Source organism: Duganella sp. CT11-25, assembly GCF_047302815.1.
Lineage (GTDB): Bacteria > Pseudomonadota > Gammaproteobacteria > Burkholderiales > Burkholderiaceae_D > Rugamonas.
Genome location: NZ_JBKBFD010000001.1, coordinates 6,723,863 through 6,747,965, shown reverse-complemented (window position 1 = coordinate 6,747,965; position 24,103 = coordinate 6,723,863). Strand labels below are relative to the sequence as shown.

22 protein-coding genes are annotated in these 24,103 nt (G+C 65.3%); 5 read left to right on the top strand and 17 right to left on the bottom strand.

Going from position 1 to position 24,103, the window contains the following annotated elements:
• The 11 genes from ACEN9F_RS29360 to ACEN9F_RS29310 form a co-directional block, all read right to left on the bottom strand.
• Window positions 1-555, bottom strand: a complete 555-nt coding sequence (locus ACEN9F_RS29360; RefSeq protein WP_413425966.1) for a TetR/AcrR family transcriptional regulator — start codon at window positions 553-555, stop codon at window positions 1-3.
• A gap of 12 nt (window positions 556-567) precedes the next feature.
• Window positions 568-1,035 carry a DUF1348 family protein gene (locus tag ACEN9F_RS29355; protein WP_413425964.1) on the bottom strand — a complete coding sequence of 156 codons (468 nt, stop codon included), beginning with the start codon at window positions 1,033-1,035 and terminating at the stop codon, window positions 568-570.
• A 102-nt stretch (window positions 1,036-1,137) separates the two neighbouring features.
• The gene (gene fdhD / locus ACEN9F_RS29350; RefSeq protein WP_413425963.1) at window positions 1,138-1,947 is read right to left on the bottom strand and encodes a formate dehydrogenase accessory sulfurtransferase FdhD; all 810 of its coding nucleotides are present in this window, start codon (window positions 1,945-1,947) and stop codon (window positions 1,138-1,140) included.
• A 55-nt stretch (window positions 1,948-2,002) separates the two neighbouring features.
• On the bottom strand, window positions 2,003-2,776 hold the full coding sequence (locus ACEN9F_RS29345; protein ID WP_413425961.1) for a GNAT family N-acetyltransferase: 774 nt from the start codon (window positions 2,774-2,776) through the stop codon (window positions 2,003-2,005).
• 97 nt (window positions 2,777-2,873) lie between these two features.
• On the bottom strand, window positions 2,874-3,470 hold the full coding sequence (locus ACEN9F_RS29340) for a hypothetical protein (protein WP_413425959.1): 597 nt from the start codon (window positions 3,468-3,470) through the stop codon (window positions 2,874-2,876).
• Window positions 3,471-3,532: 62 nt separating this feature from the next.
• Entirely contained in the window at window positions 3,533-3,913 is a 381-nt protein-coding gene (locus tag ACEN9F_RS29335) for a response regulator (RefSeq protein WP_413425956.1), read from the bottom strand.
• Complete coding sequence (locus ACEN9F_RS29330; protein WP_413425954.1) at window positions 3,910-6,687, bottom strand: ATP-binding protein; 2,778 nt, start codon at window positions 6,685-6,687, stop codon at window positions 3,910-3,912. Before ACEN9F_RS29330 ends, ACEN9F_RS29335 begins: the two co-directional genes overlap by 4 nt.
• Window positions 6,572-7,351, bottom strand: a complete 780-nt coding sequence (locus tag ACEN9F_RS29325) for a substrate-binding periplasmic protein (protein WP_413425952.1) — start codon at window positions 7,349-7,351, stop codon at window positions 6,572-6,574. Before ACEN9F_RS29325 ends, ACEN9F_RS29330 begins: the two co-directional genes overlap by 116 nt.
• Before the next feature lie 18 nt (window positions 7,352-7,369).
• The gene (locus ACEN9F_RS29320) at window positions 7,370-8,824 is read right to left on the bottom strand and encodes a Ppx/GppA family phosphatase (protein WP_413425950.1); all 1,455 of its coding nucleotides are present in this window, start codon (window positions 8,822-8,824) and stop codon (window positions 7,370-7,372) included.
• Between the two features lie 98 nt (window positions 8,825-8,922).
• Window positions 8,923-10,104, bottom strand: coding sequence for a diguanylate cyclase (locus ACEN9F_RS29315; RefSeq protein ID WP_413425948.1), 1,182 nt, complete (start codon window positions 10,102-10,104; stop codon window positions 8,923-8,925).
• A 13-nt stretch (window positions 10,105-10,117) separates the two neighbouring features.
• Window positions 10,118-10,393 (bottom strand): hypothetical protein, encoded by a 276-nt coding sequence (locus tag ACEN9F_RS29310; RefSeq protein WP_413425946.1) that lies wholly within the window; start codon window positions 10,391-10,393, stop codon window positions 10,118-10,120.
• A gap of 224 nt (window positions 10,394-10,617) precedes the next feature.
• Between ACEN9F_RS29310 and ACEN9F_RS29305 the strand changes: the two genes are divergently transcribed.
• Both ACEN9F_RS29305 and ACEN9F_RS29300 read left to right on the top strand, forming a co-directional pair.
• Entirely contained in the window at window positions 10,618-11,289 is a 672-nt protein-coding gene (locus ACEN9F_RS29305; RefSeq protein ID WP_413427221.1) for a transferase spermidine synthase, read from the top strand.
• Window positions 11,290-11,397: 108 nt separating this feature from the next.
• Window positions 11,398-14,241, top strand: a complete 2,844-nt coding sequence (locus ACEN9F_RS29300) for an EAL domain-containing protein (protein ID WP_413425944.1) — start codon at window positions 11,398-11,400, stop codon at window positions 14,239-14,241.
• Window positions 14,242-14,256: 15 nt separating this feature from the next.
• On the opposite strand, the gene ACEN9F_RS29295 is transcribed toward ACEN9F_RS29300, so the two are convergent.
• Both ACEN9F_RS29295 and ACEN9F_RS29290 read right to left on the bottom strand, forming a co-directional pair.
• A complete protein-coding gene (locus ACEN9F_RS29295) occupies window positions 14,257-15,873 on the bottom strand; it encodes an ABC-F family ATP-binding cassette domain-containing protein (protein ID WP_413425942.1) in 1,617 nt (538 codons plus the stop codon).
• A 121-nt stretch (window positions 15,874-15,994) separates the two neighbouring features.
• On the bottom strand, window positions 15,995-16,567 hold the full coding sequence (locus ACEN9F_RS29290) for an SET domain-containing protein (protein WP_413425940.1): 573 nt from the start codon (window positions 16,565-16,567) through the stop codon (window positions 15,995-15,997).
• A gap of 149 nt (window positions 16,568-16,716) precedes the next feature.
• Here ACEN9F_RS29290 and ACEN9F_RS29285 point away from each other — a divergent pair, with 149 nt between their 5' ends.
• Window positions 16,717-18,153: a serine hydrolase gene (locus ACEN9F_RS29285; RefSeq protein ID WP_413425938.1), complete on the top strand. Its 1,437-nt coding sequence runs from the start codon at window positions 16,717-16,719 to the stop codon at window positions 18,151-18,153.
• A 14-nt stretch (window positions 18,154-18,167) separates the two neighbouring features.
• On the opposite strand, the gene ACEN9F_RS29280 is transcribed toward ACEN9F_RS29285, so the two are convergent.
• Together ACEN9F_RS29280 and ACEN9F_RS29275 are read right to left on the bottom strand one after the other, a co-directional pair.
• Window positions 18,168-18,434 (bottom strand): KTSC domain-containing protein, encoded by a 267-nt coding sequence (locus tag ACEN9F_RS29280; RefSeq protein ID WP_413425936.1) that lies wholly within the window; start codon window positions 18,432-18,434, stop codon window positions 18,168-18,170.
• Between the two features lie 8 nt (window positions 18,435-18,442).
• Window positions 18,443-19,477: a LacI family DNA-binding transcriptional regulator gene (locus ACEN9F_RS29275; protein WP_413425934.1), complete on the bottom strand. Its 1,035-nt coding sequence runs from the start codon at window positions 19,475-19,477 to the stop codon at window positions 18,443-18,445.
• Window positions 19,478-19,637: 160 nt separating this feature from the next.
• On the opposite strand from ACEN9F_RS29275, the gene gudD reads away from it, so the two are divergent.
• Window positions 19,638-20,981, top strand: coding sequence for a glucarate dehydratase (gene gudD / locus ACEN9F_RS29270; RefSeq protein WP_413425932.1), 1,344 nt, complete (start codon window positions 19,638-19,640; stop codon window positions 20,979-20,981).
• A gap of 31 nt (window positions 20,982-21,012) precedes the next feature.
• Window positions 21,013-22,317: an MFS transporter gene (locus tag ACEN9F_RS29265; protein WP_413425930.1), complete on the top strand. Its 1,305-nt coding sequence runs from the start codon at window positions 21,013-21,015 to the stop codon at window positions 22,315-22,317.
• A 230-nt stretch (window positions 22,318-22,547) separates the two neighbouring features.
• On the opposite strand, the gene ACEN9F_RS29260 is transcribed toward ACEN9F_RS29265, so the two are convergent.
• Together ACEN9F_RS29260 and ACEN9F_RS29255 are read right to left on the bottom strand one after the other, a co-directional pair.
• Window positions 22,548-23,618: an alpha/beta hydrolase gene (locus ACEN9F_RS29260; protein ID WP_413425928.1), complete on the bottom strand. Its 1,071-nt coding sequence runs from the start codon at window positions 23,616-23,618 to the stop codon at window positions 22,548-22,550.
• The gene (locus tag ACEN9F_RS29255) at window positions 23,615-24,082 is read right to left on the bottom strand and encodes an acyl-CoA thioesterase (RefSeq protein WP_413427219.1); all 468 of its coding nucleotides are present in this window, start codon (window positions 24,080-24,082) and stop codon (window positions 23,615-23,617) included. Before ACEN9F_RS29255 ends, ACEN9F_RS29260 begins: the two co-directional genes overlap by 4 nt.
• Between the last annotated feature and the right edge of the window lie 21 nt (window positions 24,083-24,103).

Below are 24,103 nucleotides of genomic sequence, written 5' to 3'. Positions count from 1 at the left end.
TCAACCAAGGCGTTTTCCCATCCGCTCCAGCGCCCGCATGAACAGCTCCGGCTCGTCGGCCGCACGGGCCAGCACCAGCGCGCCCTGGATACCGCCGACCACATCCTCGGACAGCGATTGCGCGGTGGCGGCGTCGCGGCCGCCGCGCACCAGCGCCACCGCCAGCGCCTCCACCCATTCGGCGAAGTAGGACTGCACCTTGACGGCGAAGCGGTCGCGCTCATGACCAAGCGCGAACACTCCCACCAGGCAAACCTTGCGGCCGGACAGGAAGTAGCGGCCGACGGCGGTGAACATATGCTCCACGCCCTGCCCCGCATCCTCGGCCGTCCGCAGCGGCTGGAACACCTGGTCGCGGAACCAGCCGTCGATCTCGGCCAGCACCACGTCCGCCATCTCCTCTTTCCCGCCGGGGAAAAAGTTATAGATGCTGCCCTTGCCCAGCCCGGTTCCCTCGGTAATCCGCGCCAAACTGGCGCCCTCGAAACCGTAGGTGCGGAACACTTCGGCCAGCAGCGGCACCACATCGCCGCGCTCTCCCATCACTCTTGCCATGTCTACCTTTTTCTAAAATCCAAAATCGCTCAACCCCGGATGGTCCGCCGGACGCGGGCCGTTGATATCCCAGTGGAACTTGCGGTCGGCCGCCGCGATCGGCGTTTCGTTGATGCTGGCCAGGCGGCGCTGCATCAAGCCGTCCGCCGCGAACTCCCAGTTCTCGTTGCCGTAGGCGCGATACCACTGGCCGGAATCGTCATGGTATTCGTAGGCGAAGCGAACTGCAATGCGGTTGCCCTCGAATGCCCACAACTCCTTGATCAGGCGGTATTCCAGCTCGCGCGTCCATTTGCGCTTGAGCAGGCCGATGATCTCTTCGCGCCCGGTGACGAATTCGCCGCGGTTGCGCCACGGGCAGTCTTCGGTATAGGCCAGCGCGACCTTTTCCGGGTTGCGGCCGTTCCAGCCGTCTTCGGCCATGCGGACTTTTTGGATGGCCGTTTCACGGGTGAACGGCGGCAGTGGAGGACGAGTCATGAAATCACCTTTGAGTTAAGTTGAAACTGAGTTGTACCAAACGGTACAACAAGAATATACCTCGGCCGGCCAAGATGCAAGCAGTTTTGTGCCGATGAAGGGTCAGGTATATTCGACGCAGCCGTCCTGGCGGCAGAAGCTCACCAGCTTGATGCCCGCTTCGGCGGCGATGTCGATCGCCAGCGTGCTGGGTGCGGAGATCGTCGCCAGCATCGGGATGTTCATGCGCGCAGCCTTGCGCACCAGTTCATAGCTGGCGCGGCTCGACATGAAGACGAAGCCGTGCCGCAGGTCCACACCCTCCAGCGCCAGATGGCCGATCAGCTTGTCGAGCGCGTTATGGCGCCCCACATCCTCGCACACGCGCAGCACGGCGCCGTTGGCGTCGCACCATGCCGCCGCATGCACGCCGCCGGTGGCGCGCATCAGTTCCTGGTGTTGACCCAGTTCGGCGGCGGCGCGCGCGATCGCCGGCTGCAGCGTCGCGGCATCGTGCAGCGGCGCCGCTTCGATGCGGGAAGGCTTCAGGTCCAGCAGCTCCAGGCTCTCGATGCCGCACACGCCGCAACCGCTGCGCCCCGCCATCGAGCGGCGCTGCTGCTTGAGCTGGACGAATTCCTGGCTGGCGATGGTGATCTCGACTTCGAAGCTGCGCGCATGCTCCCGCACCTCGATGTCGAATACGTCGGCGCGTTGGGCCACCAGGCCCTCGGTCAGCGCGAAGCCCAGCGCGAACGGCTGCAGGTCGCGCGGCGTGACCATCATGACGGCATGCGAGATGCCATTGAAAACCAGCGCCACCGGGAGTTCCTCGGCGACGCGGTCGGTGGTGCGGGAGGCCTCCGCGCCGCGACGGCGCAGTACGGGACGCTCCTGGAATCCGGTTCGATCGGTGTCAGTGTCCAACTTCATCGCAGCCCCGCAGAATAAGCATAACGGCTTATTCTACACGGGGCGGCGAAGGACGTCAGGCAGCCAGCTGTTCGCCGTTGACGCCGTAGTGGCGGGCGTAGCGTCCATCCAGGTTCGCCAGCGGCAGCAGCAGGAACAGGTCGGCGCTTTCGAAATCAGGATCCCAGGCCGGTTCGCCGCAGATCCAGGCGCCGGAGCGCAGATAGCCCTTCAGCAGCGGCGGCACCTGCGGCTTTTGCGCGGCTTCCAGCTTGGAGAACGGGAACGGCAGGTGCGGCGTGACGCGGTATTCGGACGGCGCCAGGTGGCGCGAGGCCAGCGACTGGTAGACGGCGACGGCGTTGTGGCCGCCATCGGCCAGGCTGATGCTGGCGCAGCCGACCAGGTAGTCGCAATTCTCGCGGCGCATGTAGTCGGCCAGGCCGGACCACAGCAGCATGATGACGCTGCCGCCGCGATAATCAGGATGGATGCAGGCGCGGCCCGCTTCGACCATGCGGCCGCGCAGGTTGTTCAGGCGGCCCAGGTCGAATTCGCCTTCGGAGTAGACACGGCCCAGCTTGCGGGCGCGCGAGGCGCTCAGCAGGCGGTAGGTGCCGACCACCTTGAGGGTGGCGGTGTCGCGCACGATCAGGTGATCGCAGTAGTCGTCGAACTCGTCGCAGTCCAGGCCGTCTTCGCGCACCAGCGAGCTCAGGCCCATGGTTTCGATGAACACCTTGTAGCGCAGGCGTTGAACTTCACGCAGTTCTTCCGGCGTGCTTGCCATACTGAGTACCAGCTTGCCGGACGTTGCTCGGGCGTCCGCTTGTATGATCGAGGTTTGCATGCTTCATCCTTTCTGTGGAAGACGAAGCAAGCGTAACGATCGAATACTTCAAGAAAATGACAGCGAAATGTCATTTTCGTGACATGTTGTTTTTTAATCAGCTCTTCTTCGGACGGCCGGTCTTCAACTGCGGCAGGCTGGCCAGCACGGTTTTCAGCGTCGCCAGGTCGATCTGGCTGATCAGCGCCACGCCGATACGCAGCAATTCGCTCTTTTTGATCTCGAAACCGGCTTTCAGGCAGGCTTTCTTGACCTGGCCCAGCACCGCGTATTCCTGCTCCGGCATGGTGAAGCTGTCGCGCACCAGTTTTTCCTTAGGGACTTTGATCTTGGCTTCCGGCGCGGCGGCCGGCTTGGCGGCGGCTTTTGGAGCAGCTTTAGGGGCGGCTTTCGGCGCGGCCTTGGCTGCAGTCTTCGGTGCCGGCTTGGCGGCGGTTTTCGGTGCCGGCTTGGCGGCTGGTTTTGCGGCCGGCTTGGCAACGGCGGCTTTAGGCGCAGCCTTCACGGCTGGCTTGGCTGCTGGCTTGGCAACGGCTTTAGCGGCCGGTTTAGCTGCCGGCTTGACGGCGGCTTTCGGTGCGGCTGGCTTGGCTGCGGCCTTGGCTGCCGGCTTGACGGCGATCTTCGCGGCGACCGGCTTGACGGCGGCTTTAGGGGTTTTGTCAGTTGCCAGACCATTAACAGGCTTGTTCATATTCACTCCATTTTATTCAACAATATAAACAATATATATCATTTAGCAGTTTTTTGCTTGACTCAACGCAAATGGGCCGCCACGCGGGCGAACAGCTGGTCCGGATTGACCGGCTTGCGCAGGAAGTCCACCGCCCCCACGCTGCGTCCCATCGCCTCGTCCTCAGGCTGGCTCTTGGCGGTCAAAAACACCACCGGGATGGCACTGCTGTGCGGGTCCGCCTTCAGGCGACGGCAGGCTTCAAAGCCATCCATCTCCGGCATCATGATATCGAGCAGGACCAGGTCGATCTTGGCTCCCGCCACGATCTGCAGCGCCGTGGCGCCGCTGGTGGCGACCTTGGTGTTGTACTTGTCCTTGAGCAGATTGGCGAGCAAGGTGATGTTGTCCGGCGTGTCATCGACGATCAACACGGTGGGCCGATTTTCATTCTTGATGTTCATGGCGTCTCCTGATTTTTTACCGCATTGGCCAGCAATCTCCCGGCCGCCTCAAATTCGTACAGCTCCATATGATGATCCAGCCGCGTCATGGTCGCCGGCGGCAGCAGGGTCGCCAGGCAGGCCCGCGCGCCTTCGAAATAATCCAGGCTGTCGCCGCTGAACTCCGCCAGCATGGAGCACAGCTCCACCAGCGCCTGCCGCGCATCAGCCGCACTGCCGCACGCCTCGCCGCCGGCGACCTCCTCGGGCAGCGGCGGCAGCGGTGGAATCACCTTCATCGACATGCCCAGCCAGCGCGACAGCACGCTATAGAGCCGCTGCGGATCGACCGGCTTGGTGATGTAGTCCTGCATGCCCTCCTCCAGGCAGCGCGCCTGCACACCGGCCAGCGCATGCGAGGTCACGGCGATCACCGGCAGCTCGTTGAAGCGGCTATCCTGGCGCAGCAGCAGCGTGGCCTCATGGCCGTCCATCTCCGGCATGCCCAGGTCCATCAGCACCAGGTCGTAGGCATGCGGACCGGCCGCCATCAAGCGGTCCAGGGCCTCGCGGCCGTTGGCCACCACGTCCACGCTCAAGCCCTGCAGCGCCAGCAGCTCGGTGGTCACATCCTGGTTGTCCTTGCTGTCCTCGGCCAGCAGCACGCGCGCGGTGCGGCGCGGGGATGCCTGCAGCGTCAGGTCGCCGGCCGGCACATGCTGCAGCGCCGCCAGCGCCGCCGCATCGGACAGCGCAAAGCGCAGGTCGAAGCGGAAGGTCGAGCCACGATCGACCTCGCTCTCGACTTCGATATTCCCGCCCATCAGCCGCACCAGCTGCTGCGAGATCGACAACCCCAGGCCGGTGCCGCCGTACTGGCGCGTGGTCGAACCGTTGGCCTGGCTGAAGGCGCGGAACAACTTGGACTTCTGCTGCGGCGTCATGCCGATGCCGCTGTCGCGCACCGAAAAGCGCAGCGTGGCCTTGCCGTCTTCGTCCATCTCGTCCAGCAGCATGCAGCGCAGTTCCAGCCCGCCCTCGGCCGTGAACTTGACCGCGTTGTTGACCAGGTTGATCAGCACCTGCCCCAGCCGCAGCGGATCGCCGACCAGGTGGCGCGGCACGTCGGACGGCACGTCGACCAGGTAGCCCAACCCCTTGTCGGCGGCGCGCTGCGCCGTCACGCTGTTCACGTTGGCCAGCACGTCCTCCAGCAGGAAGGGAATCGCCTCGACCTCCAGCCGCCCCGCCTCGATCTTGGAAAAGTCCAGGATGTCGTTGATGATCCCCAGCAGCGACAAGGCCGCGCGGTGGATCTTGCTGATGTAATCGTGCTGCCTCGGCGTCATCTCGGTGCGCAGCGCCAGGTAGGCCATGCCGATCACGGCGCTCATCGGGGTGCGGATCTCGTGGCTCATATTGGCCAGGAATTCCGACTTGGCGATGTTGGCCGCCTCCGCCATCACGTTGGCGTTGACCAGCTTCTGCTCGCGCTCGCGGCGGTCGCTGATGTCGCGGATGAAGGCGCAGAACTCGTAGCCGTCGCGCTCCTCGGTCTTGACCTGGGTGATCGCCAGCTCGATCGGGAATTCCTCGCCGTTGCGGCGCAGCGCGTATACCTCGATGCGCGTATCCAGCACCCCGCCGCCGCCGCCCGCCAGATGGCGCTGCATGCCGCGCCGGTGGTCGTAGCGGTAGCGCGGCGGAATGATGGTCTTGTCCAGTTCCAGCCCCAATGCCTCCTCGCGGCTCCAGCCGAAGGTCAGTTCGGCCTGCGCGTTCCAGCCGACGATGCGCCCGCTCAAATCCATGCGCACCACCGCGTCGAGCGCCGTATCGACGATGGTTTGCAGCTTGGCCTGGCTGTCGCGCGCCACCTGCGCGGCGGCGCTCAGCTCCGCCGTGCGGGCGCTGATGCGCTGTTCCAGGTCGCTGTTCAAGTCGCGCAGCGCATGCTCGGCGTCGCGCAGCCGCGTCAGCGTGTCGCGGAAGCGCAGCACCGCGTCCGACAGCCGCCCCACCTGATCTTGCCGCCCGATGCCGGACAGCTTGATATCGGTCTCGCCGCGCGTCAGTTTTTCAAGCCCGGTCTGGATATCGGCGAACGGCCGCGCCGCGCGCCGGCCGACGATAAAGATCGACAGCACGATGCCCAGCGCCAGCAGCAGGTTGGCCGCCACCGTATTGATGATCTGCCGCTGCAGATCGCGGTCCATCTGCTGGCGCGAGAACGCCAGGTCGATCGAGCCGACCGGATAACTGCGGCGCGCGTCGACGAAGGTGATCTCGCGGTGCACATTGATCGCCGCCACCGGCTCGCGCAGCGGCGAGACGTAGCTGGCCAGTTCCGCGCCGTTGGGCGCCAGCACGCGCAGTACCAGCACCTCCGGCGTCGCGCCCGAGGCGTCGACCACGCTGGAGACGGCGGCGCTGTTGATGTCGAACAGCGGCCGCGCCAACGCCTGCGACAGCACGGCCGTCAGCCGCTCGGCGCGTTCGCGCAGGTTTTGCTCGGCCTCGCTGCGCAAGGCCTGCATCACGTAGGTGGTGTAGATGGCGGTGGAAATGGCCACCGCCAGGAAGATGCCGAAACCCAGCCGCAGCAGGATATTGCGCCGCCACGCGCCGCGCAGGCGCGCCAGCGGGCCGCCGGCGTCCGTCAGGACCGCGTCCAGCGCGTCAATGACGGACTCCCTCGGCCAGTTCGATTTTCCTGTAGGCCGGGCTGTTGCGGGCCTCCTCGACGGCGCGCCAGATGCGCTCGGCCAGCTGCGGGCGCGACGCCGCCATCGCATGCGACAGGATCAGGAAGTACGGCTTCTCGATGATCGGCACCGGCAGCTGCTCCAGCTGCGGCGCCAGCGGGCCGCGCATCAGGCTATTGGCATCGCTGCCGCCCACCGCCGCCGCGGCCAGGCGGCCGGCGATCAGCTTGCGCGCCAGTTCATCGGCGCGCTGGCTGCCCTCGTCCACTTCCAGGTTCTGCGCGCGCAGCACGTCGCCCACCGAATAGCCCAGCTGGAAGCCGATCGCGCCGTCCAGGTTCTGGAACGACTTGCCATCCCAATCGACCTTGCTGCCCTTCCTGCGGATGACCACGTAGCGGTCGATGTGCATGCGCTTGCTGGCGTCCACCTGCTGGCCGCCGGGATACTCGCCCAGTTCGCGCCGGTCCGGTTTGTAGCTGACGGCGAAGGCGCCGTCGACGGAATTGGACTTCAATTGCGCCAGGCAGCGCTTCCATGGGATGCTCTGGAAGTCGAAATGGATGTCCAGCCGCTGCTCGACCATCTTGAGCAGCACGAAATTCAGGCCGCCGCCCTTTTCGGTACGCCACGGCAGCACGTCCTGCGCCTCGAAGCACAGGGTAACGGTCTCCCTGGGCTTGTCGGCGCCGAGGGCCGGCAACGACAGGGCAAGCAGCACGCAAGCGCAGCAGCTTTTGATCCTGTCGTTCATAAACGCCTCCGGTTAGGTTTAGCCGCTGGTGCGGATGCTGAAGTCTACACCGACTTCGTCCCACTGCTCCTGTTCCTTCTCCAGCCAATAGGACAGGGTCGGATGGTCGGCCACCCATTCGCGCCGGATTTCCAGCTCGATGCGGCTCTTCACGCGCAGCTTGAGCAGCGAAAAATCGATGTCCAGGCGCGAGTGCATGAACAACACCGCCAGCCGCAACGCCACCACCGCCTTGGCGAAATCCGGATCGGACAACACCTCCACCACCTTGCGCAGGTTGCCCTTGTGCGCCACCACCATGCGGCTCATGGTCTTCTGCTCGCGCGCGGTAAAACCCGGCAGGTCGGCGTTTTCGATCATGTAGGCGGCGTGCTTGTGATAGCCGGTGTGCGACACCACCATGCCCATCTCGTGCAGCAGCGCGCTCCAGTACAGATGGCGCGTGTACTGGTCCGAGGCCGGCTTGGTCTGCGCATACAGCGCCAGCGCATCGTCGGCCACGCGGTTGGCGCGGCGCGCGTCGCAGTGGAAGCGCTCCACGCAGGCCTGCACCGACTGCTCGCGTCGATCGCGCTTGGTGGAACGCAGGTGCAAATCCCACATCACGCCCATGCGCAGGCCGGCCTCGATCGGCTGCACCAGCGGGACGCCCAGCTCGCGCACCAGGCCGATCAGGATCGCCAGGCCGCCGATGATGGTGCTGGCGCGGTCCGGACGCAGGCCCGGCATGTCGATCTTGGCGACGTGGCCGAATTCGATGAAGCGCTGCTTGAGCGCATCCAGCGTGGCGGCGTTGACCTCGCGCCCGATGCCGTTCTTGATGATGATGTCGGCGATGGTGCGCGCGGTGCCGGACGAACCGTAGCACTGCTTCCAGAACTGCGGACGGTAAGGCGGCGCCGCGTCCTCGAAATGGCTGCGCGCCGACAGGATGGCCGCCTCGAACGACGGCCCGTCGACCCGGCCGCCGACGAAGAACGACAGGCTTTGCTTGACCGTGCCGACGCTGAACGACTCGACCCGCTCGATCTCCTGGCCGCGCCCCAGTATCAGCTCGGTCGAGCCGCCACCGATGTCGATCACCAGCCGGCGCTCGCCCGGCAGCGCCACCGCGTTGGCCACGCCCATGTAGATCAGGCGCCCCTCCTCCTCGCCCGAGATGATCTCGATCGGATAGCCGATGGCCAGCTCGGCCTCCGGCAGGAAGGCGGCGGAATTGCGCGCCACGCGCATGGCCGACGTGGCGACGACGCGCACCGCGTCGAGCTTGTAGGCGGCCAGCACGGCGCGGAAGTTCTTCAGGCAGGCCAGCGCGTTCTGCATGGCGGCGGGCGTCAGGTTGCCCCGTTCGTCCAGCCCCGCGGCCAGGCGTATCGGTTCGCGCACGCTTTTCAGGACGCGAATGGCCTCCCCGTCATGCTTGCCGACGTGGAGGCGAAAACTATTGGAACCCAGATCTACTGCTGCGTACATAATATGGAAGGCCCCAGGGAATCAAACTAAACGATTTAGATAATTATAGTGCACGATAAGCGCCGTATGTGACACCTTCATGACGCCTTGCTAACGTGCTAGGCTTCCAGCGCTCCGGCGGCGGCCTGGGATGCCTCCACCACGCGATTGCGGCCGGCCTGCTTGGCCTCCTGCAGCGCCTCGTCGGCGCGCTTGAACAGGCTGACGGTGCTGTCTTCGGCGCGGATGGTGGTCACGCCCAGGCTGGCCGTCATGTTGATGACGGCTTTTTCCGCCTTGACCGGCAGCGATGCCACCGCGTTGCGGATACGTTCGGCCACCATCAGCGCATCCTCCAGCGAGGTGCGCGGCAGCTGGATGGCGAATTCGGCGCCGCCCAGACGGCCCATCAGGTCCGAATCGCGCAGCTGCTTCTTGCAGACGTCGACCATCGCCTTGAGCACCAGGTCGCCCACCGGATGGCCGTAGTTGTCGTTGACGCGCTTGAAATGGTCCAGGTTCAGGATGATCAGCGAGGTCGGCATGCCGGGCCGGCGCGCCAGCGCGATCCACGGCGTCAGGGCCTGGTAGAAGCCGCGCCGGTTCGGCACGTCGGTCAGCGCATCGACCACCTCCAGCCGCGCCAGCTCGCCCTGGGCCTTCTCGCGCGCCAGCAGCAGGTAGCCGAAAGCGTTGCCCAGCATCATCAAATACAGCGCGGCGACGCCGGCGCCCTGGATCAGCTCGATGCTGACCCAGCCCCAGCCCGCCGACAGCAGCGCCGACAGCACGCCGCGCGCGGCGATCGCCAGCGCCAGCGCCAGCATCAGCACCACCAGGTAGCGCCGCAGCAGCGTGCCGGCCGACCAGCCGCGTCCCAGCGCGGCCGCGCCGGCCACAAAGAAGAAGGCGGCCGAGACCGAGGCGATGGCGATGCGCTCGGCCGCCTGCAGGCCCAGCAGCCAGGCGCCGGTGTAGATGCCGATCGCCACGCCCAGCGCCGGCAGCAGGTAGCGCCGCCACACGCGGCGGCCGGCCTGCTCCCACAGCGCGGAAGCGTCCAGCGCGAAGCCGGCGAACAGCACGGCGTTGGCAACGGGGATGGTCAGGAAGTCCGGCAGCGTGCCGCGCAGGTACAACAAGCCCCAGGCCACGGCCTGGCATTGCTTGGCCGCGGTCCAGGTGGCGTGGCCGGCGGCGGGGAGGCCGCCACGGCGCGCCTCCTGCTGATAAAAGAACAGCGCCGCGCACAGGCTCAGATTGCCCAGCGCCAGCGCCAGTACCAAGGTTTTTATATCCATGACCGGGGTCTGGTCAGACCTCGTGTTCGACGTTGGCGCTGCCGTCGCCGATCTTGCTGGCCCAGGCCTGGCTGAAGAAAGCCTTTTCGTCTTCGGTCGGGGTGTCGTGCCAGAACACGATCAGGGTACCCTTGTGGTCATGCATCTGGCTGAATTTCTCGATAAAGCTCGGCTTGCCGGCGACGTCGGCCAGCGCCACCACATAGCCGTACACGCGGGTCAGGCGCTCCAGGCGGTCCGGCTCGGTGAAGCTGTTGGTGGCGGTAAGCGTAGGGTGGTCTAAAAACATCGTTTCTCTCTCCAAGATGGCCGGCTGGCCTGTGCTAACGCCAATGTACCTACTATTTTTCCGTCTGTAAATGCAATGTGCTTCCCGGGCGGCATGCGCGTTATAATTTCAATGCGTAAATTGACCCCGCAAATCCACAATACCAAGAAATCTTGACCCAGCCCACCAACCGGCCGCAGGTGCGCACGCACGGCGACAAACGCTTGCTCGAATTCCAGCCCGGCATGGTGCAGAGCGAGATGCGGCTGTCGCGTCCGGACCACCTGGTGCTCAGCTACGCCCGCGCGATGATGTGCTTCGTGCTGTTCCATCCCAAGCCGGAGCACATCGTCATGGTCGGCCTGGGTGGCGGCTCGCTGGCCAAGTTCTGCTACCGCTACCTGCCGCACAGCCGCATCACCGTGCTGGAGCTGCGCGCCGACGTCATCGCGCTGCGCGAGCAGTTCGCCATCCCGCGCGACGACGCCCGCTTCCGCATCATCCAGGCCGACGCCGCCGACTACATGGCGCAGCTGGGCGGCAGCGCCGACGTGCTGCTGGTCGACGGCTTCGACCACGAAGGCCTGCCGCCGGCCCTGGGCAGCGCGGCCTTCTACGCCGACTGCCGGCGCGCGCTGCGCCCGGGCGGGGTGATGGTCGCCAATATCTTCAGCTACGACCGCCACTACGGCGCCATGCTCAAGCGGCTGCGCCAGACCTTCCAGGGCCGCATCTGCTGGTTCCACGGCATCGCCGGCAACAACCGCATCCTGTTCGCGGTCAAGGGCGGCGCCCCCTCCCCGGCGCTGGCGATGCAGCAGAAAGTGGCGCGCAGCCACGGCCTGGCGCTGCCGCTGCTGAACCGCATGCTGGCGCACTGGATCGTGCTCAAGCTGCGCTGGGGCCGACCGGGCTGACGCCGGCGGCTAGCATGTGGCAATTTAGCCATGCCCAGGGACAAAAACTGTTACCACGGCATTTTTTGTGACACACTAGTTACCATCCATTCCTCTGGAAAACGAGCCATGCCGCGCCTCCGCAAGTTATCCAGGATTTCGCTGGCGGCCATCCTGACGCTGGTGACGGGCTGCGCCGTCACAGGGATGCTGTTTGTCGCCGTCAGCGCGCTGGAGTACGGCAAGATGGAGCTGAGTTTCCAGCAGCGCGCCCACATGCGCGCCGCCGCCATCCATCGCGGCCTGGACGATACGCTGGAACTGGTCACCATCCTCAACGACCTGTTCAATTCGGTCGACAACGTCAGCCGCGAGCAGTTCGCCGATTTCACCCGGCCGCTGCTGGCGCGCTACCCGTTCGTGCAAGCCTTCAATTTCCACCGCATGATGGACGAGCCAGCGGCGCGCCGCTTCGAAGCCGCCATGCAGGCCCGCCATCCCGGCTACCGCCTGCATGACGCCGACCAGTTGCCGATGACCGGGCGGCCGCTGCACGTGGTGGTCGACTATCTCGAACCGATGCAAGGCAACGAAGCCGCCTTCGGGCTGGACGTGGCCTCGATACCGTCCATGCTCAAGACCATCAACGACGGCGTCGCCGCCGGCCAGACCCGCGCCACGCCGCTGCTCCGGCTGGTCCAGGAGCGGGCCCGGCAAAAAGGCTTCGTGCTGATGATGCCGGTCTACCGCCGGGGCGCCGACCTCTCGACGCCGGCGCTGCGCCGCGCCGCATGGATAGGCAATACCAGCGCGGTGATACGCTCGACCGACCTGGTGCACAAGATCCTGCTGGGCGCCGACCTGCTGGACGACCACCAGCTGGTGCTGCGCGTCTACATCGGCGACGACCTGCAACCCGACAACCTGGTCTACAGCCAGGGCCAGGCGTCCGGCCAGGCGGCCGCCGCCAGGCCGCTGCAGCGCTGGTTCGCCTTCGACTACCACGAGATCTACACCAGCACCTTCAGCGCGGCCGGCAAGACCTGGCATATGCAGGTGACGCCATTGCCGCGCCCCTTCCTGTCCGACCACCTGGGCTCGTTGTCGACGCTGCTCGGCGGCCTGCTGTTCTCGCTGCTGACGGCCGCCTTCGTCAACTCGCTGGCGCGCCGTTCGCTGCGGGTGCAGCGGCTGGTCGACGAGCGCACGCTCGACCTGCAGCGCAGCAACGAGCGGCTGAACCAGGACGTCGCCTCGCGCAAGCGCACCGAGGAAGCGCTGCAGGAAAGCGAGCACCGCTTCAAGCGCCTGCTGGCGCTGTCGTCGGACTGGTACTGGGAGCAGGACGCCGAATTCCGCTTCACCAACATCACCGGCGGCTTCTTCGACAAGGGCAAGCAAGACCCGGCCCGCTTCATCGGCAAGACCCGCTGGGAGATGGATCCGGCCATATGGGACAGCCGCTGGGGCCGCGAGCATATCGCCGTGCTGGAGGCCAACCTGCCCTTCGCCAACCTGGAATACGCGCTGCCCGGCACCGACGGCCAGATCCACTGGTTCAGCACCAGCGGCGAACCGGTGTTCGACAAGGAGGGCCGGTTCCGCGGCTATCGCGGCACCGGCAGCGAGATCACCGAGCGCAAGCTGTCCGAGCAGCGCATCCACCACATCGCCCACCACGACGTGCTGACCGGCCTGCCCAACCGCGTGCTGCTGCAGGACCGGCTGATGCAGGCGGCCGCCTACGCCAACCGCAGCGGCAATCCGCTGTGGGTGATGCTGATCGACCTCGACCGCTTCAAGTTCGTCAACGACAGCCTGGGCCACAAGGCCGGCGACCTGCTGCTCAAGACCGTGGCCCATCGCCTGCAGGACAGCGTGCGCGAAAGCGACACGGTGGCGCGGCTGTCGGGCGACGAGTTCGTCGCCATCCTGGCCGAGTATCCGGACGCGGCGCTGACGCGCGAAGTCACGCAGCGCATCATGCGCGCGGTGGCGCAGCCGGTCATGCTGGAGGGGAAGGAGTTCTTCGTCACCTGCTCGATCGGCGTCGCCGTCTACGATCCGGACGGCACGCCGGCCCAGCGCCTGATCGAACACGCCGACATCGCCATGTACCGCGCCAAGAAAATGGGCCGCAACAACACCCAGTTCTACCAGCCGGCCATGAACGAGGAAGCGCTGGAGCGGGTGCGCATCGAAAGCGCGCTGCGCAACGCGCTGGAGCGCGACGAGTTCGTGCTGCACTACCAGCCGCAGCTCGATCTGCAAAGCGGGCGCGTGGTCGGCATGGAGGCGCTGATACGCTGGCAGCATCCGGAGCTGGGCATGGTCGCGCCGGGCCGCTTCATCGCGCTGGCCGAGGAGACCGGGTTGATCGTGCCGATCGGCGCCTGGGTGCTGCAGACCGCCTGCGCCCAGGCCAAGGCCTGGCAGGACGCGGGCCACGGGCCGCTGCGCATCGCGGTCAACCTGTCGCCGCGCCAGTTCAGCGAACCGAACCTGGTGGCCTCGATTGTCGACGTCCTGCGCCATACCGGCCTGCCCTCGTCCTGCCTGGATATCGAGCTGACCGAAGGCTTGTTCATGCACGACGTGGCGCTGGCGGTGGAGCTGCTGCACAAGCTCAAGGCGCTGGGCCTGGCCTTGTCGATCGACGATTTCGGCACCGGCTATTCGAGTTTTTCCTACCTGCGCAAGTTCCCCATCGATGTGCTGAAGATAGACCGCTCCTTCGTCAGCGACATCGTCGAGGGCGACGAGGCGGCCATCGTGGTCTCCATCATCGCGCTGGCGCACAACCTCAAGCTGCGGGTGATTGCCGAGGGCGTGGAAACGGCGGGCCAGCTGGACTACCTGCGCCGCAACGGCTGCGACGAAATCCAGGGCTACTATTTCAGCCCGCCGGTGCCGGCCGCCGCCTTCGAGCAGATGCTCGTCGACGGCAAGAACCTGCAGCCGGCGCTGGCCTGATCCGCCCTGCTCCGGCTACCAGGGCGCCAGGCGCCAGCCATCCGGCCCGGCCAGCAGGCGGTCCGTCAAATCCAGCGCGTTCATGAACGCATCGTCGTGCGTCACCACCAGCAGCGCGCCCTGATACTGGCGCAGCGCGGATTCCAGCGCCTCGACCGACGCCAGGTCCAGGTGATTGCCCGGTTCGTCGAGCAGCAGCAACTGCGCCGGCGGATCGGCGTAGATGGCGCAGGCCAGCGCCGCCTTCAGCCGCTCGCCGCCGCTGAGCAGGCCGCAGGGCATCGATGCCCGCTGCGCATCCAATCCCATCAGCGCCAGCCGCGAGCGCAGTTCGCCCGCGCTCAACTGGCCGTTCGCGGCGGTCAGGTGCGCGATCGCCGAGCGCTGCGGCGCCAGGCCGGCCAGATGCTGGTCGAGATACGCCGTCGCGGCCCGCACCTCGCAGCGTCCGGCCAGCGGCTGCAACTGTCCGGCCAGCAGTTTCAACAAGGTCGACTTGCCGCAGCCGTTGGGCCCGATGACGCCGACCCGCTGCCGCCCCGTCAGCAGCAGGCTGATGTTGCGGGTGGCGGCCGGCGCGAACGGCATCACCACCGCCGCCAGCTCGGCCGCGCGCCTCTGCGGCGACGCCGCCGCCGCATCCAGCCCGACCATCGCGACGGCCTGCTCGCCTCCGGCCTGGTGCGCCGCCTCGGCGACGCGCTGCGACAACTGCTCGCGCAGGCCGGCCTGCTGCTGGAGCAGTTTGCCGGCCGTGTTCTGGCTGCGGTTCTTCTGCGTGCCCAGCAGGATTTTGGCCTGGTTCGCCTCCTGCGCGCCGCGGTTGCCGGCCGCCTGGCGCCGCGCCTGCCGTTCCTGCTGCTCGCGCATGGAGTGCTCCTCGCGCCGGCGCTCCAGCTTGCGCTGCTCCAGCGTCTGCGCCGCGTTCTCGCGCTCCCGGGCGCGGCACGCGGCATAGAATTCATAGCCGCCACCGTAGCTGCGCAAGCCCTGCGGCGACAGTTCGACGATGCGCTCCATCCGCGCCAGCAGCTGGCGGTCATGGCTAATCACCAGCAAGCCCTTGGGCCAGCGCCGCAGCTGCCCGATCAGCGCCTGGCGGCCGGCCCGGTCGAGGTGATTGCTGGGCTCATCGAGGATCAGGAAATCGGCATCCGCCAGCCAGGCGCCGGCCAGCGCCACGCGCATGGCCTCGCCGCCGCTGAGCGTGGCGGCGGCGGTGTCAGGCTGCAGCTGCGGCAGGCCGATGCGCTCCAGTTCGAGCTGCAGGCGCTGGCGGATGTCCCAGCCATCGCCGACCAGATCGAAATCGGCCGGATCGCTGCTGCCCGCCTCGATGCGGGCCAGCGCCGCTACGACCGGCCGCACGCCGGCCAGTTGCGCGACCGTCGCATCGCCATCGTTGGATATCTGCTGCGATAGATAATAGACCTTGCCGCTACGCACGCAGCGGCCGGCGGACGGCGCCAGCTCGCCGGCCAGCAGCCGCGCCAGCACGCTTTTGCCGACGCCGTTACGCCCGACCAGGCCGGTGCGGCGCTGGTCGAAGGTTGCGGTCAGTCCGGAGAATAATGTGCGGCCGTCGGCCAGCACCTGGGAGACGCCTTCCAGCGCCAGATAAGGAGTCGTCATACGGTTCCAATTGATGTGTCGACACGCCCCGCGCTTGCGTGGGGTTCGTAGGGACTAGCTGTCGGCGGACAGCGGCATCAATTGCGCATCGGACGAATACCTCTTGAGTGAAAATGGGATTTTACACCGACGGCTGGCTCGGCGTCTCCAGCGGACGGTTAGGCAAGTCAAATACCGGCTCACGCTTCCTGGCCGGCTTGCGCTTGCGCGGCTTCGGCGCCAGCATGGTGCCGGTGCAGTTCGGCGCGCCGCAGCGGCAGGCGAACTCGCGCTTGATCGCCGGCGTGTGGCGGCCTTCGTAGATCAGCGGATAGGAATAGCTCAACTCCTCGCCGGCCTTGATGTCGTGCAGGGCATAGATGAAGATCCTGCCCTCATCCTCGATCGCCTCGCAATTGGGACCGCAGGAATGGTTGATGAAACGCGCATCGTTGCCCTCGTCGCCGCCGTCGATCACATTGCCGTTTGCCAGGCTGAAGAAGAAAGTATGGTTGTGCGGCCCGTTCAGCGCCGCCGCGCGCGCCTGCGCCTCATCCCACGTGATTTCCCGGCCGGTGTATTCGATGATGCACTCGCTGACCTCGATATCGCGCAGAGCGAACACGCCGTTGCCATGCACCGTCGAACGCTCGACGCGGCACGCGGGTGGTTTGTCTGGGGCTTGCTGGTTTTCTGATGAGCTGGCGTTGGACATGGCAACCAATGTGATCGAAGATTTTTTGATTAGACCACAGCCACCCCAATGATTCAATCCACACGCGCGCGCATGCAAGCAGAAATTTATCTAGACTATTTTTTCTAGACAAACTAGACTTGCCCGACCACGACAACCAAGGTGACTCAATGAAGGCTTTACGCGCACTCGCATTCCTCTTCGTCACGGCAAGCTGCCTGACCGGCGGCACTTCCGCAACCGCCGCGCCTGACGGCGGCGTCGTGGAATTCATTCGAAGCGAAATGCAAGAGCGCCAGATACCGGGACTGCAAATCGTCGTCATCAAGAATGGCAAGACCGTGCTGTCCAAGGTATTTGGCGTCGCCAGCATTCAGTACGGCTTGCCGGTGGCCGGCAGCAGCGTCTTCTCCATCAACTCCGCCACCAAGTCATTTACCGGCGTCGCCATCATGCAATTGGCGGAACAGGGGAAAATCGACCTGCAGGCGCCAGCCTCGCGCTATCTCGATAACTTGCCGGCGGAGTGGCAAGCCATTACCGTGACTCAGCTGCTCACCCATACATCCGGCCTTCCCGACATCATCGATCCGGCGACCTCGAACCTGCTGCCGGGCGGCCCGGCCGCCGCCTGGAAAGCGGTCCAGGCCCTGCCGATGGAATTTGCTCCCGGCCAGCGCTTCAGCTACAACCAAACCAACTATGTCTTGCTGGAGAAAATAATAACGCTGCTGAGCGGCGAGCCTTTTCTGCAATTCATCCAGCACAAGCAGTTCGACGCGGTCGGCATGCCCAACAGCAGCTTCGGCGACAGCCTTGATGTCGTCAAAAACAAGGCGAATTCGTATCGCCTGGCCGACGACGGCAAGACGCTCAGGAATGTGATCGAGGATTTTCCGTTGTACACGCGGGCCGGCGCCGGTATCAATACCAACGTACAAGACCTGAGCAAATGGATCATGGCTTTGCAGCAGGGGCGCCTGCTCAAGACCGCCAGCCTGCGCCAGCTCTGGACGCCGACCGCATTTTCAGACGGCAGGCCTGCGCCGTGGGCGCTGGGCTGGCCCTCGATCCGGCGCACCGGGCATCGCGCCGTCGCCGGCATTGGCGGCGGCCGGTCCGCGTTTTATGTCTATCCCGAGGATGATCTGGCGATCGTCATCCTGACCAATCTTGCCGGCTCGCAGCCGGAGCAGATGATCGACACCGTGGCGGGCTTCTATCTACCCGAACTCAAGCAGGTCAATGGCGGCGCGTATGCGATCTATCGCCTGCGCCAGCTCATCGACAAATCGGGCTATGGCGAGATCGATCGGAAATTACAGCAAGTGATGAAGCAAGAAGGCGTTTCCAGGCCATCGCAGAATGACCTGAACAGCTGGGGCTATCGATTGCTTGCACGGCATCAGAACAAATCGGCCATTGTGGTCCTGGGCCTTGCAACAAGACTATATCCTGACAACGCCAATGCCCATGACAGCCTGGCCGAAGCCTATGAAACCGATACCGCCACCACGCTGGCGATCCAGCACTATCGTCGCTCGCTGGAGCTCAACCCACAGAATCGGAACGCGGCTGAACGCCTGAAAGTCCTGGAAAAGCTATAGCTGCGACCCCGATCTTAATCGGGTGGCTTGAACAGGTCTTCCAGGTCGGCGCGGGTGGTGGGCTTGCGCACTACGCCGCGGCGGCCGGTGAATTCATCTTCGATGTTGTCGCGGTAGTAGCTCCAGGCGGCTGCCGAGGTCGACAGCTTGCGCCAGACCTCGGTGCCGACGCCCGAATAATCGATGGCGCTGCCGTCATCGAATTCCACCCGTAGCAGGCGGTCGCGCGGGTCGTAGCCGATGGCGCGTAATTTTCCTGCGTTGACGCGCTTCATTTCCATGTTAGCTCCTAGGTGCTGCCACGTTGTATCAACTCGAATCCCGTGTCGGTCAGGCGCGAAACCGGCTTGCCGCCGCCTTCCACGCGGTCCACAATCGCCTGCGCCGCCAACCTTCCGATCTTAGCCCCATCTACCCGCACAGTCGAGAGTGGCGGCCAGGTATGTGCGGCGAAACTCAGATCGCCAAATCCTAACACGGCCAGTTGCTCCGGCACCCGCACGCCACGGCTGATCGCCTCGGTCAGCACGCCGTGCGCCAGCGTGTCCGAGCTGCAGACCACCACCTCCACGTCCGGGCAGCGCTCCAGCAGGCGCACCATGCCCTCGCGTCCCAGCTGGAAGGTCGACGGCAGCGGCATGATCTGCACCGCCGCCACCTCCACGCCCTGCTTGGCCAGCCCCGCCTGCAAGCCCTGGTTGCGGCGCGCGGCGCGCGGATCCTCCACCGCCAGGATGGCGATGCGCCGGTAGCCGCGCTCCAGCAGATGCAGCGCGATCGCGTGGCCGACCTCCTCGTGCGAGAAGCCGATCATCATGTCGATCGGCGACGGCGTCATGTCCCAGGTCTCCACCACCGGCACGCCCGACATCTGCAGGCGCCGCCGCGTACTGTCGGTGTGCAGGCTGCCGGTCAGGATCACGCCGTCCGGACGCCGGCTCAAAATGGTCTCGACCAGCACCTCCTCGCGCCAGGCTTCGTAGCTGGACAGGCCCAGCATCACCTGGTAGCCGCTGCGGGTCAGGCTCTCGCTGGCCGCTTCCACCATGTCGGCGAAGATCGGCGTGGAGATGGTCGGCAGCACCAGCGACACCAGCCGGCTGCGGCTGGACGCCAGCGCGCCGGCCATCATGTTCTTGACGTAGCCGGTCTGCTGCACCGCCGCCTGCACCTTGGCCACCGTATTCGGCCGCACCAGGTGCGGCTGGTTCAAGGCGCGCGACACCGTGATCGGCGACACGCCGGCCACCTTGGCCACGTCGACCAGTGTGGCGCCGCTGACACTGATTTCGCCGGCCGGCGTGCGTAGTTGCCGCTTATCCATAGCAATCCCGATAGAAAAAGATATTCAATTATAGCATTACACATCATTTTCAATCATTTTCAATCATTTTTGACATGTAAAAATCTCAGGTTTACGTTGAAATTTCAGCTTGACACCGCTACCATTGAAAATGACAGCGCAATCATTTTAAAGGATTATCATGCAACAAGCTTCCACCGACACCCCTCGCATCGTCGCCATGCGCGTGATTCCGGTCGCCGGCCGCGACAGCATGCTGCTCAACCTGAGCGGCGCCCACGGCCCCTACTTCACCCGCAACATCGTGATCCTGACCGACAGCGCCGGCCACACCGGCGTCGGCGAGGTGCCGGGCGGCGAGAAGATCCGCCAGACGCTGGAAGACGCGCGCAGCCTGCTGATCGGCCAGCCCATCGGTCACTACAACGCCATCCTGAACGCGGCGCGCACCGCCTTCGCCGACCGAGATGCCGGCGGCCGCGGCCTGCAGACCTTCGACCTGCGCATCGCCGTCCACGCCGTGACGGCGCTGGAGGCGGCGCTGCTCGACCTGGTCGGCCAGTTCCTCGGCGTGCCGGTGGCGGCCCTGCTGGGCGACGGCCAGCAGCGCGACGCGGTGGAAATGCTGGGCTACCTGTTCTACATCGGCGACCGCAACGCCACCGACCTGCCCTACGCCGCCGCCCCGGGCGACGCCGAGGACAACTGGTCGCACGTGCGCCACGAGGCGGCGCTGACGCCGGACGCCGTGGTGCGCCTGGCCGAGGCGGCCTACGAACGCTACGGCTTCAACGACTTCAAGCTCAAGGGCGGCGTGTTCCGGGGCGAGGAAGAAATCGAAGCGGTGACCGCGCTGCACGAACGCTTCCCCAAGGCGCGCGTGACGCTGGACCCGAACGGCGGCTGGCTGCTGAAGGACGCGATCCGCCTGTGCCGCGACAAGGGCGACGTGCTGGCCTACGCCGAAGACCCGTGCGGCGCCGAGAACGGCTACTCCGGCCGCGAAGTGATGGCCGAGTTCCGCCGCGCCACCGGCCTGCTGACCGCCACCAACATGATCGCCACCGACTGGCGCGAAATGCGCCACGCGATCTCGCTGCAATCGGTCGATATCCCGCTGGCCGACCCGCACTTCTGGACCATGCAGGGTTCGGTGCGCGTGGCGCAGATGTGCCACGAATGGGACCTGACCTGGGGCTCGCATTCCAACAACCACTTCGACATTTCGCTGGCCATGTTCACCCACGTCGCCGCCGCCGCGCCGGGCAAGATCACCGCCATCGACACGCACTGGATCTGGCAGGACGGCCAGCGCCTGACCAAGGCGCCGCTGAAGATCGAAGGCGGCATGGTGCAGGTGCCGAAGAAGCCCGGCCTCGGCGTCGAGCTGGACATGGAGGCGGTCGAAGCGGCCCACCAGCTCTACCTCGGCATGGGACTGGGGGCCAGGGACGACGCGGTCGCGATGCAGTTCCTGATCCCCGGCTGGAAGTTCAATAACAAGCTGCCTTGCATGGTTCGATAAAAACAACAACAGAACAATCAAGGAGACAAACATGCATACCGTACTGCCAATAGCCGGCGCCGCCGCCGCCGCCCCTACCGTGCTCGACACGGCCGTCAGCAAGGTCAAGTGGCGCATCCTGCCGCTGTTCGTGGTGATGTTCATCGCCAACTACATCGACCGCGTCAACATCGGCTTCGTGCGCAGCCACCTGGAAAAAGACCTCGGCATCGGTGCCGCCGCCTTCGGCTTCGGCGCCGGCATCTTCTTCCTCGCGTATGCGCTGTTCGAGGTGCCGTCCAACATGCTGCAGCAGCGCTTCGGCGCCAAGGCCTGGCTGACCCGCATCATGGCCACCTGGGGCGTGGTCGCCACCGGCATGGCCTTCGTGCAGGGCGAAACCTCGTTCTACGTGATGCGTTTCCTGCTCGGCGTGGCCGAAGCGGGCTTCTTCCCGGGCGTGGTCTACTACTTCACGCAATGGCTGCCGAACCGCGAGCGCGGCAAGGCGATGGCGATTTTCCTGAGCGGCTCGGCGCTGGCGTCGGTGCTGTCGGGACCATTGTCCGGCGCGCTGCTACAGATCGAGGGCGGCGGCTTCCATGGCTGGCAGTGGATGTTCATGATTGAAGGCGTGGCGTCGATCGCGCTGTGCTTCGTGGTCTGGTTCTGCCTGGACTCGCATCCGAAGGACGCCAAGTGGCTGACGGAAGCCGAGCGCAACGAGTTGGCCGCCGTCATCGCGGCCGAGCAGAAGGAACGCGACGCCAGCAAGCCCAAGCACGCCAGTTCGCTGTCGCTGCTGAAGGACAGCCGCATCGCGCTGTTCTGCTTCATCTACTTCGCGATCCAGCTGACCATCTACGGCGCCACTTTCTGGCTGCCGAGCATCATCAAGAAGATGGGCCACTTCAGCGAATTCCAGATCGGCATGTTCAACTCGATCCCGTGGATCATTTCGATCGCCGCCATGTATATGTTTGCGGCATTGGCGTTGCGCTTCAAGAACCAGCAGATGTGGGTGGCGATCGCGCTCTTGATCGCGGCCTGCGGCATGTTCGCCTCGACCGTGGCCGGTCCGGTGTTCGCGTTTGTCGCGATCTGCTTTGCCGGCATCGGCTTCAAGGCGGCGTCATCGCTGTTCTGGCCGATTCCGCAGGGTTACCTGGACAGCCGCATCGCGGCCGGCGTGATCGCCTTGATCAACTCGCTCGGCAATCTCGGCGGCTTCGTCGCGCCGGCCACCTTCGGCTACCTGGAGCAAAAGACCGGCTCCATCCAGGGCGGCCTGTATGCGCTGGCGATCACCTCGGTGATCGCGGCGGGACTGGTGTTCCTGACCCGTCGCAGGCGTTAGACGTCCGCTGGACGACTATCGCATCAAGCTGGCTGATCAGAATATTCAGCCAGCTTGGTGCAGATCGGCGCGAGAGTCCGCCCATCGCCGCCGTCCCGTCATTCCCGCGAAAGCGGGAATGACGGGTCTTGGCCGGTTGCCGTCGATGATAGGCCGGAACCACATGCGAAAATCACGCAGTTCGCTTCAGTCAGGTCATGAACGCATGTCGAGGCGAATCGCGCTTCTTGCTAATCCTTTGCCAGCGGGCGAACATACTCCAGCAGGCTGACCAGCGTCTTGCCCGGCTCCTCGAACTGCACCAGGTGCGAGGAGTTCTCGAACCAGACGGCGCGCTTGTACGGCGCCTTTACCTTGGCCAGCCACACGGCCGTCGGTTCGGACGGCGTGGTGTAGTCGTGCCGCCCCATGAACATCACCACCGGTACCGGAAATTTGGTGACCGGCTTGAGGTCCACCTCCAGCCATTCCTTCAACACCCGTTCCAGCGTCAGCAGGCTGCCCTTGTCGATCGCCTGCACCGCCTTGTCGTCGTATTCCGGCGACAGCAGCGGTGCATTGAAGTAGTAGCCGAAATCGCTGCGGTAGGCCGCCAGGCCGCCGTAGTGCTGCGCCCAGGTGCGCTCGATGATGATGCGCTCGCGCGTGATCGGCGTGTCGCCCGGATACGGCGCAATCGACTCCAGCTCCTTGATGGCTTTCTCGTTGCGCTCCTTGCGCGCCTGCGCCATGGCGAAATCGAAGCTGACCTTTTCGTTGTCCGGCATGCTGATGACCTGGCCGATGCCGACGTAGGCATGGAACAGTTCCGGCCGCGCCAGCACCGCGCGCATGCCGACTACCGTGCCCCAACTGTGGCCGACCAGGATCACCTTGCGCTTGCCGTAGCGCTTGGCGATGGCTTGCGCGATCTCCACCGCATCGTCGACAAACTGGCCGATGCGCAAGGTCGGGCGTACCGCATCCACGTCGTTGTCGAGGTAAGTCTTGCCGGCGCCGCGCTGGTCGTAGTTCACCACGGTGAAATATTCTTCCAGCGGACGCTGGTACATCCACATGGTCGGCGCGCTGGGCGAGGCCGGACCGCCGTGGACGAACAGCAGGATGGGATTGCCACGGTCCTGCCCGCGCGTGTAGATCCACTGGTCGATGCCGCCTATGCGCAGCTTGAAATTCTCCTGCACGCCGTTCGGCGCCACGATGCGGCCGACATCGGCCACGATCTCGCGCCCGGACGGCTGGGCGGCCAGCGCACCCGACATCGCCGCCGCGAACGCGGCCAGCAACGCCAGCCGCTTCATGGCTTGCGCGCGCCGTGCACCATCTGGCGCGCCTGCTTGCGCAGCAGCGCCTGCTCCCAGCGCTGCTTCTGCTCTTCGTTTTCCGGCACCAGCGCCGGCACTTCGACCGGCTTGCGGTCGGCGTCCACCGCCACCATCGTGAAGTAGCAGCTGTTGGCATGGCGTACCAGGCGCTGCTGGATATTCTCGGTCACCACGCGGATGCCCACTTCCATCGAGGTGCGGCCGGTGTAGTTGATCGAGGCCAGGAAGGTCACCAGCTCGCCCACGTGGATGGGCTGCAGGAACATCACCTGGTCGACCGACAGGGTCACCACATAGCTGCCCGAATAACGGCTGGCGCAGGCATAGGCCACGCTGTCCAGGTATTTCAGAATCGTGCCGCCGTGGACGTTGCCGGAGAAATTGGCCATGTCCGGCGTCATCAGCACGGTCATGCTCAGTTCGTGGGCCACCCAGCTCATCGGTTTTTCCATTGCATACTC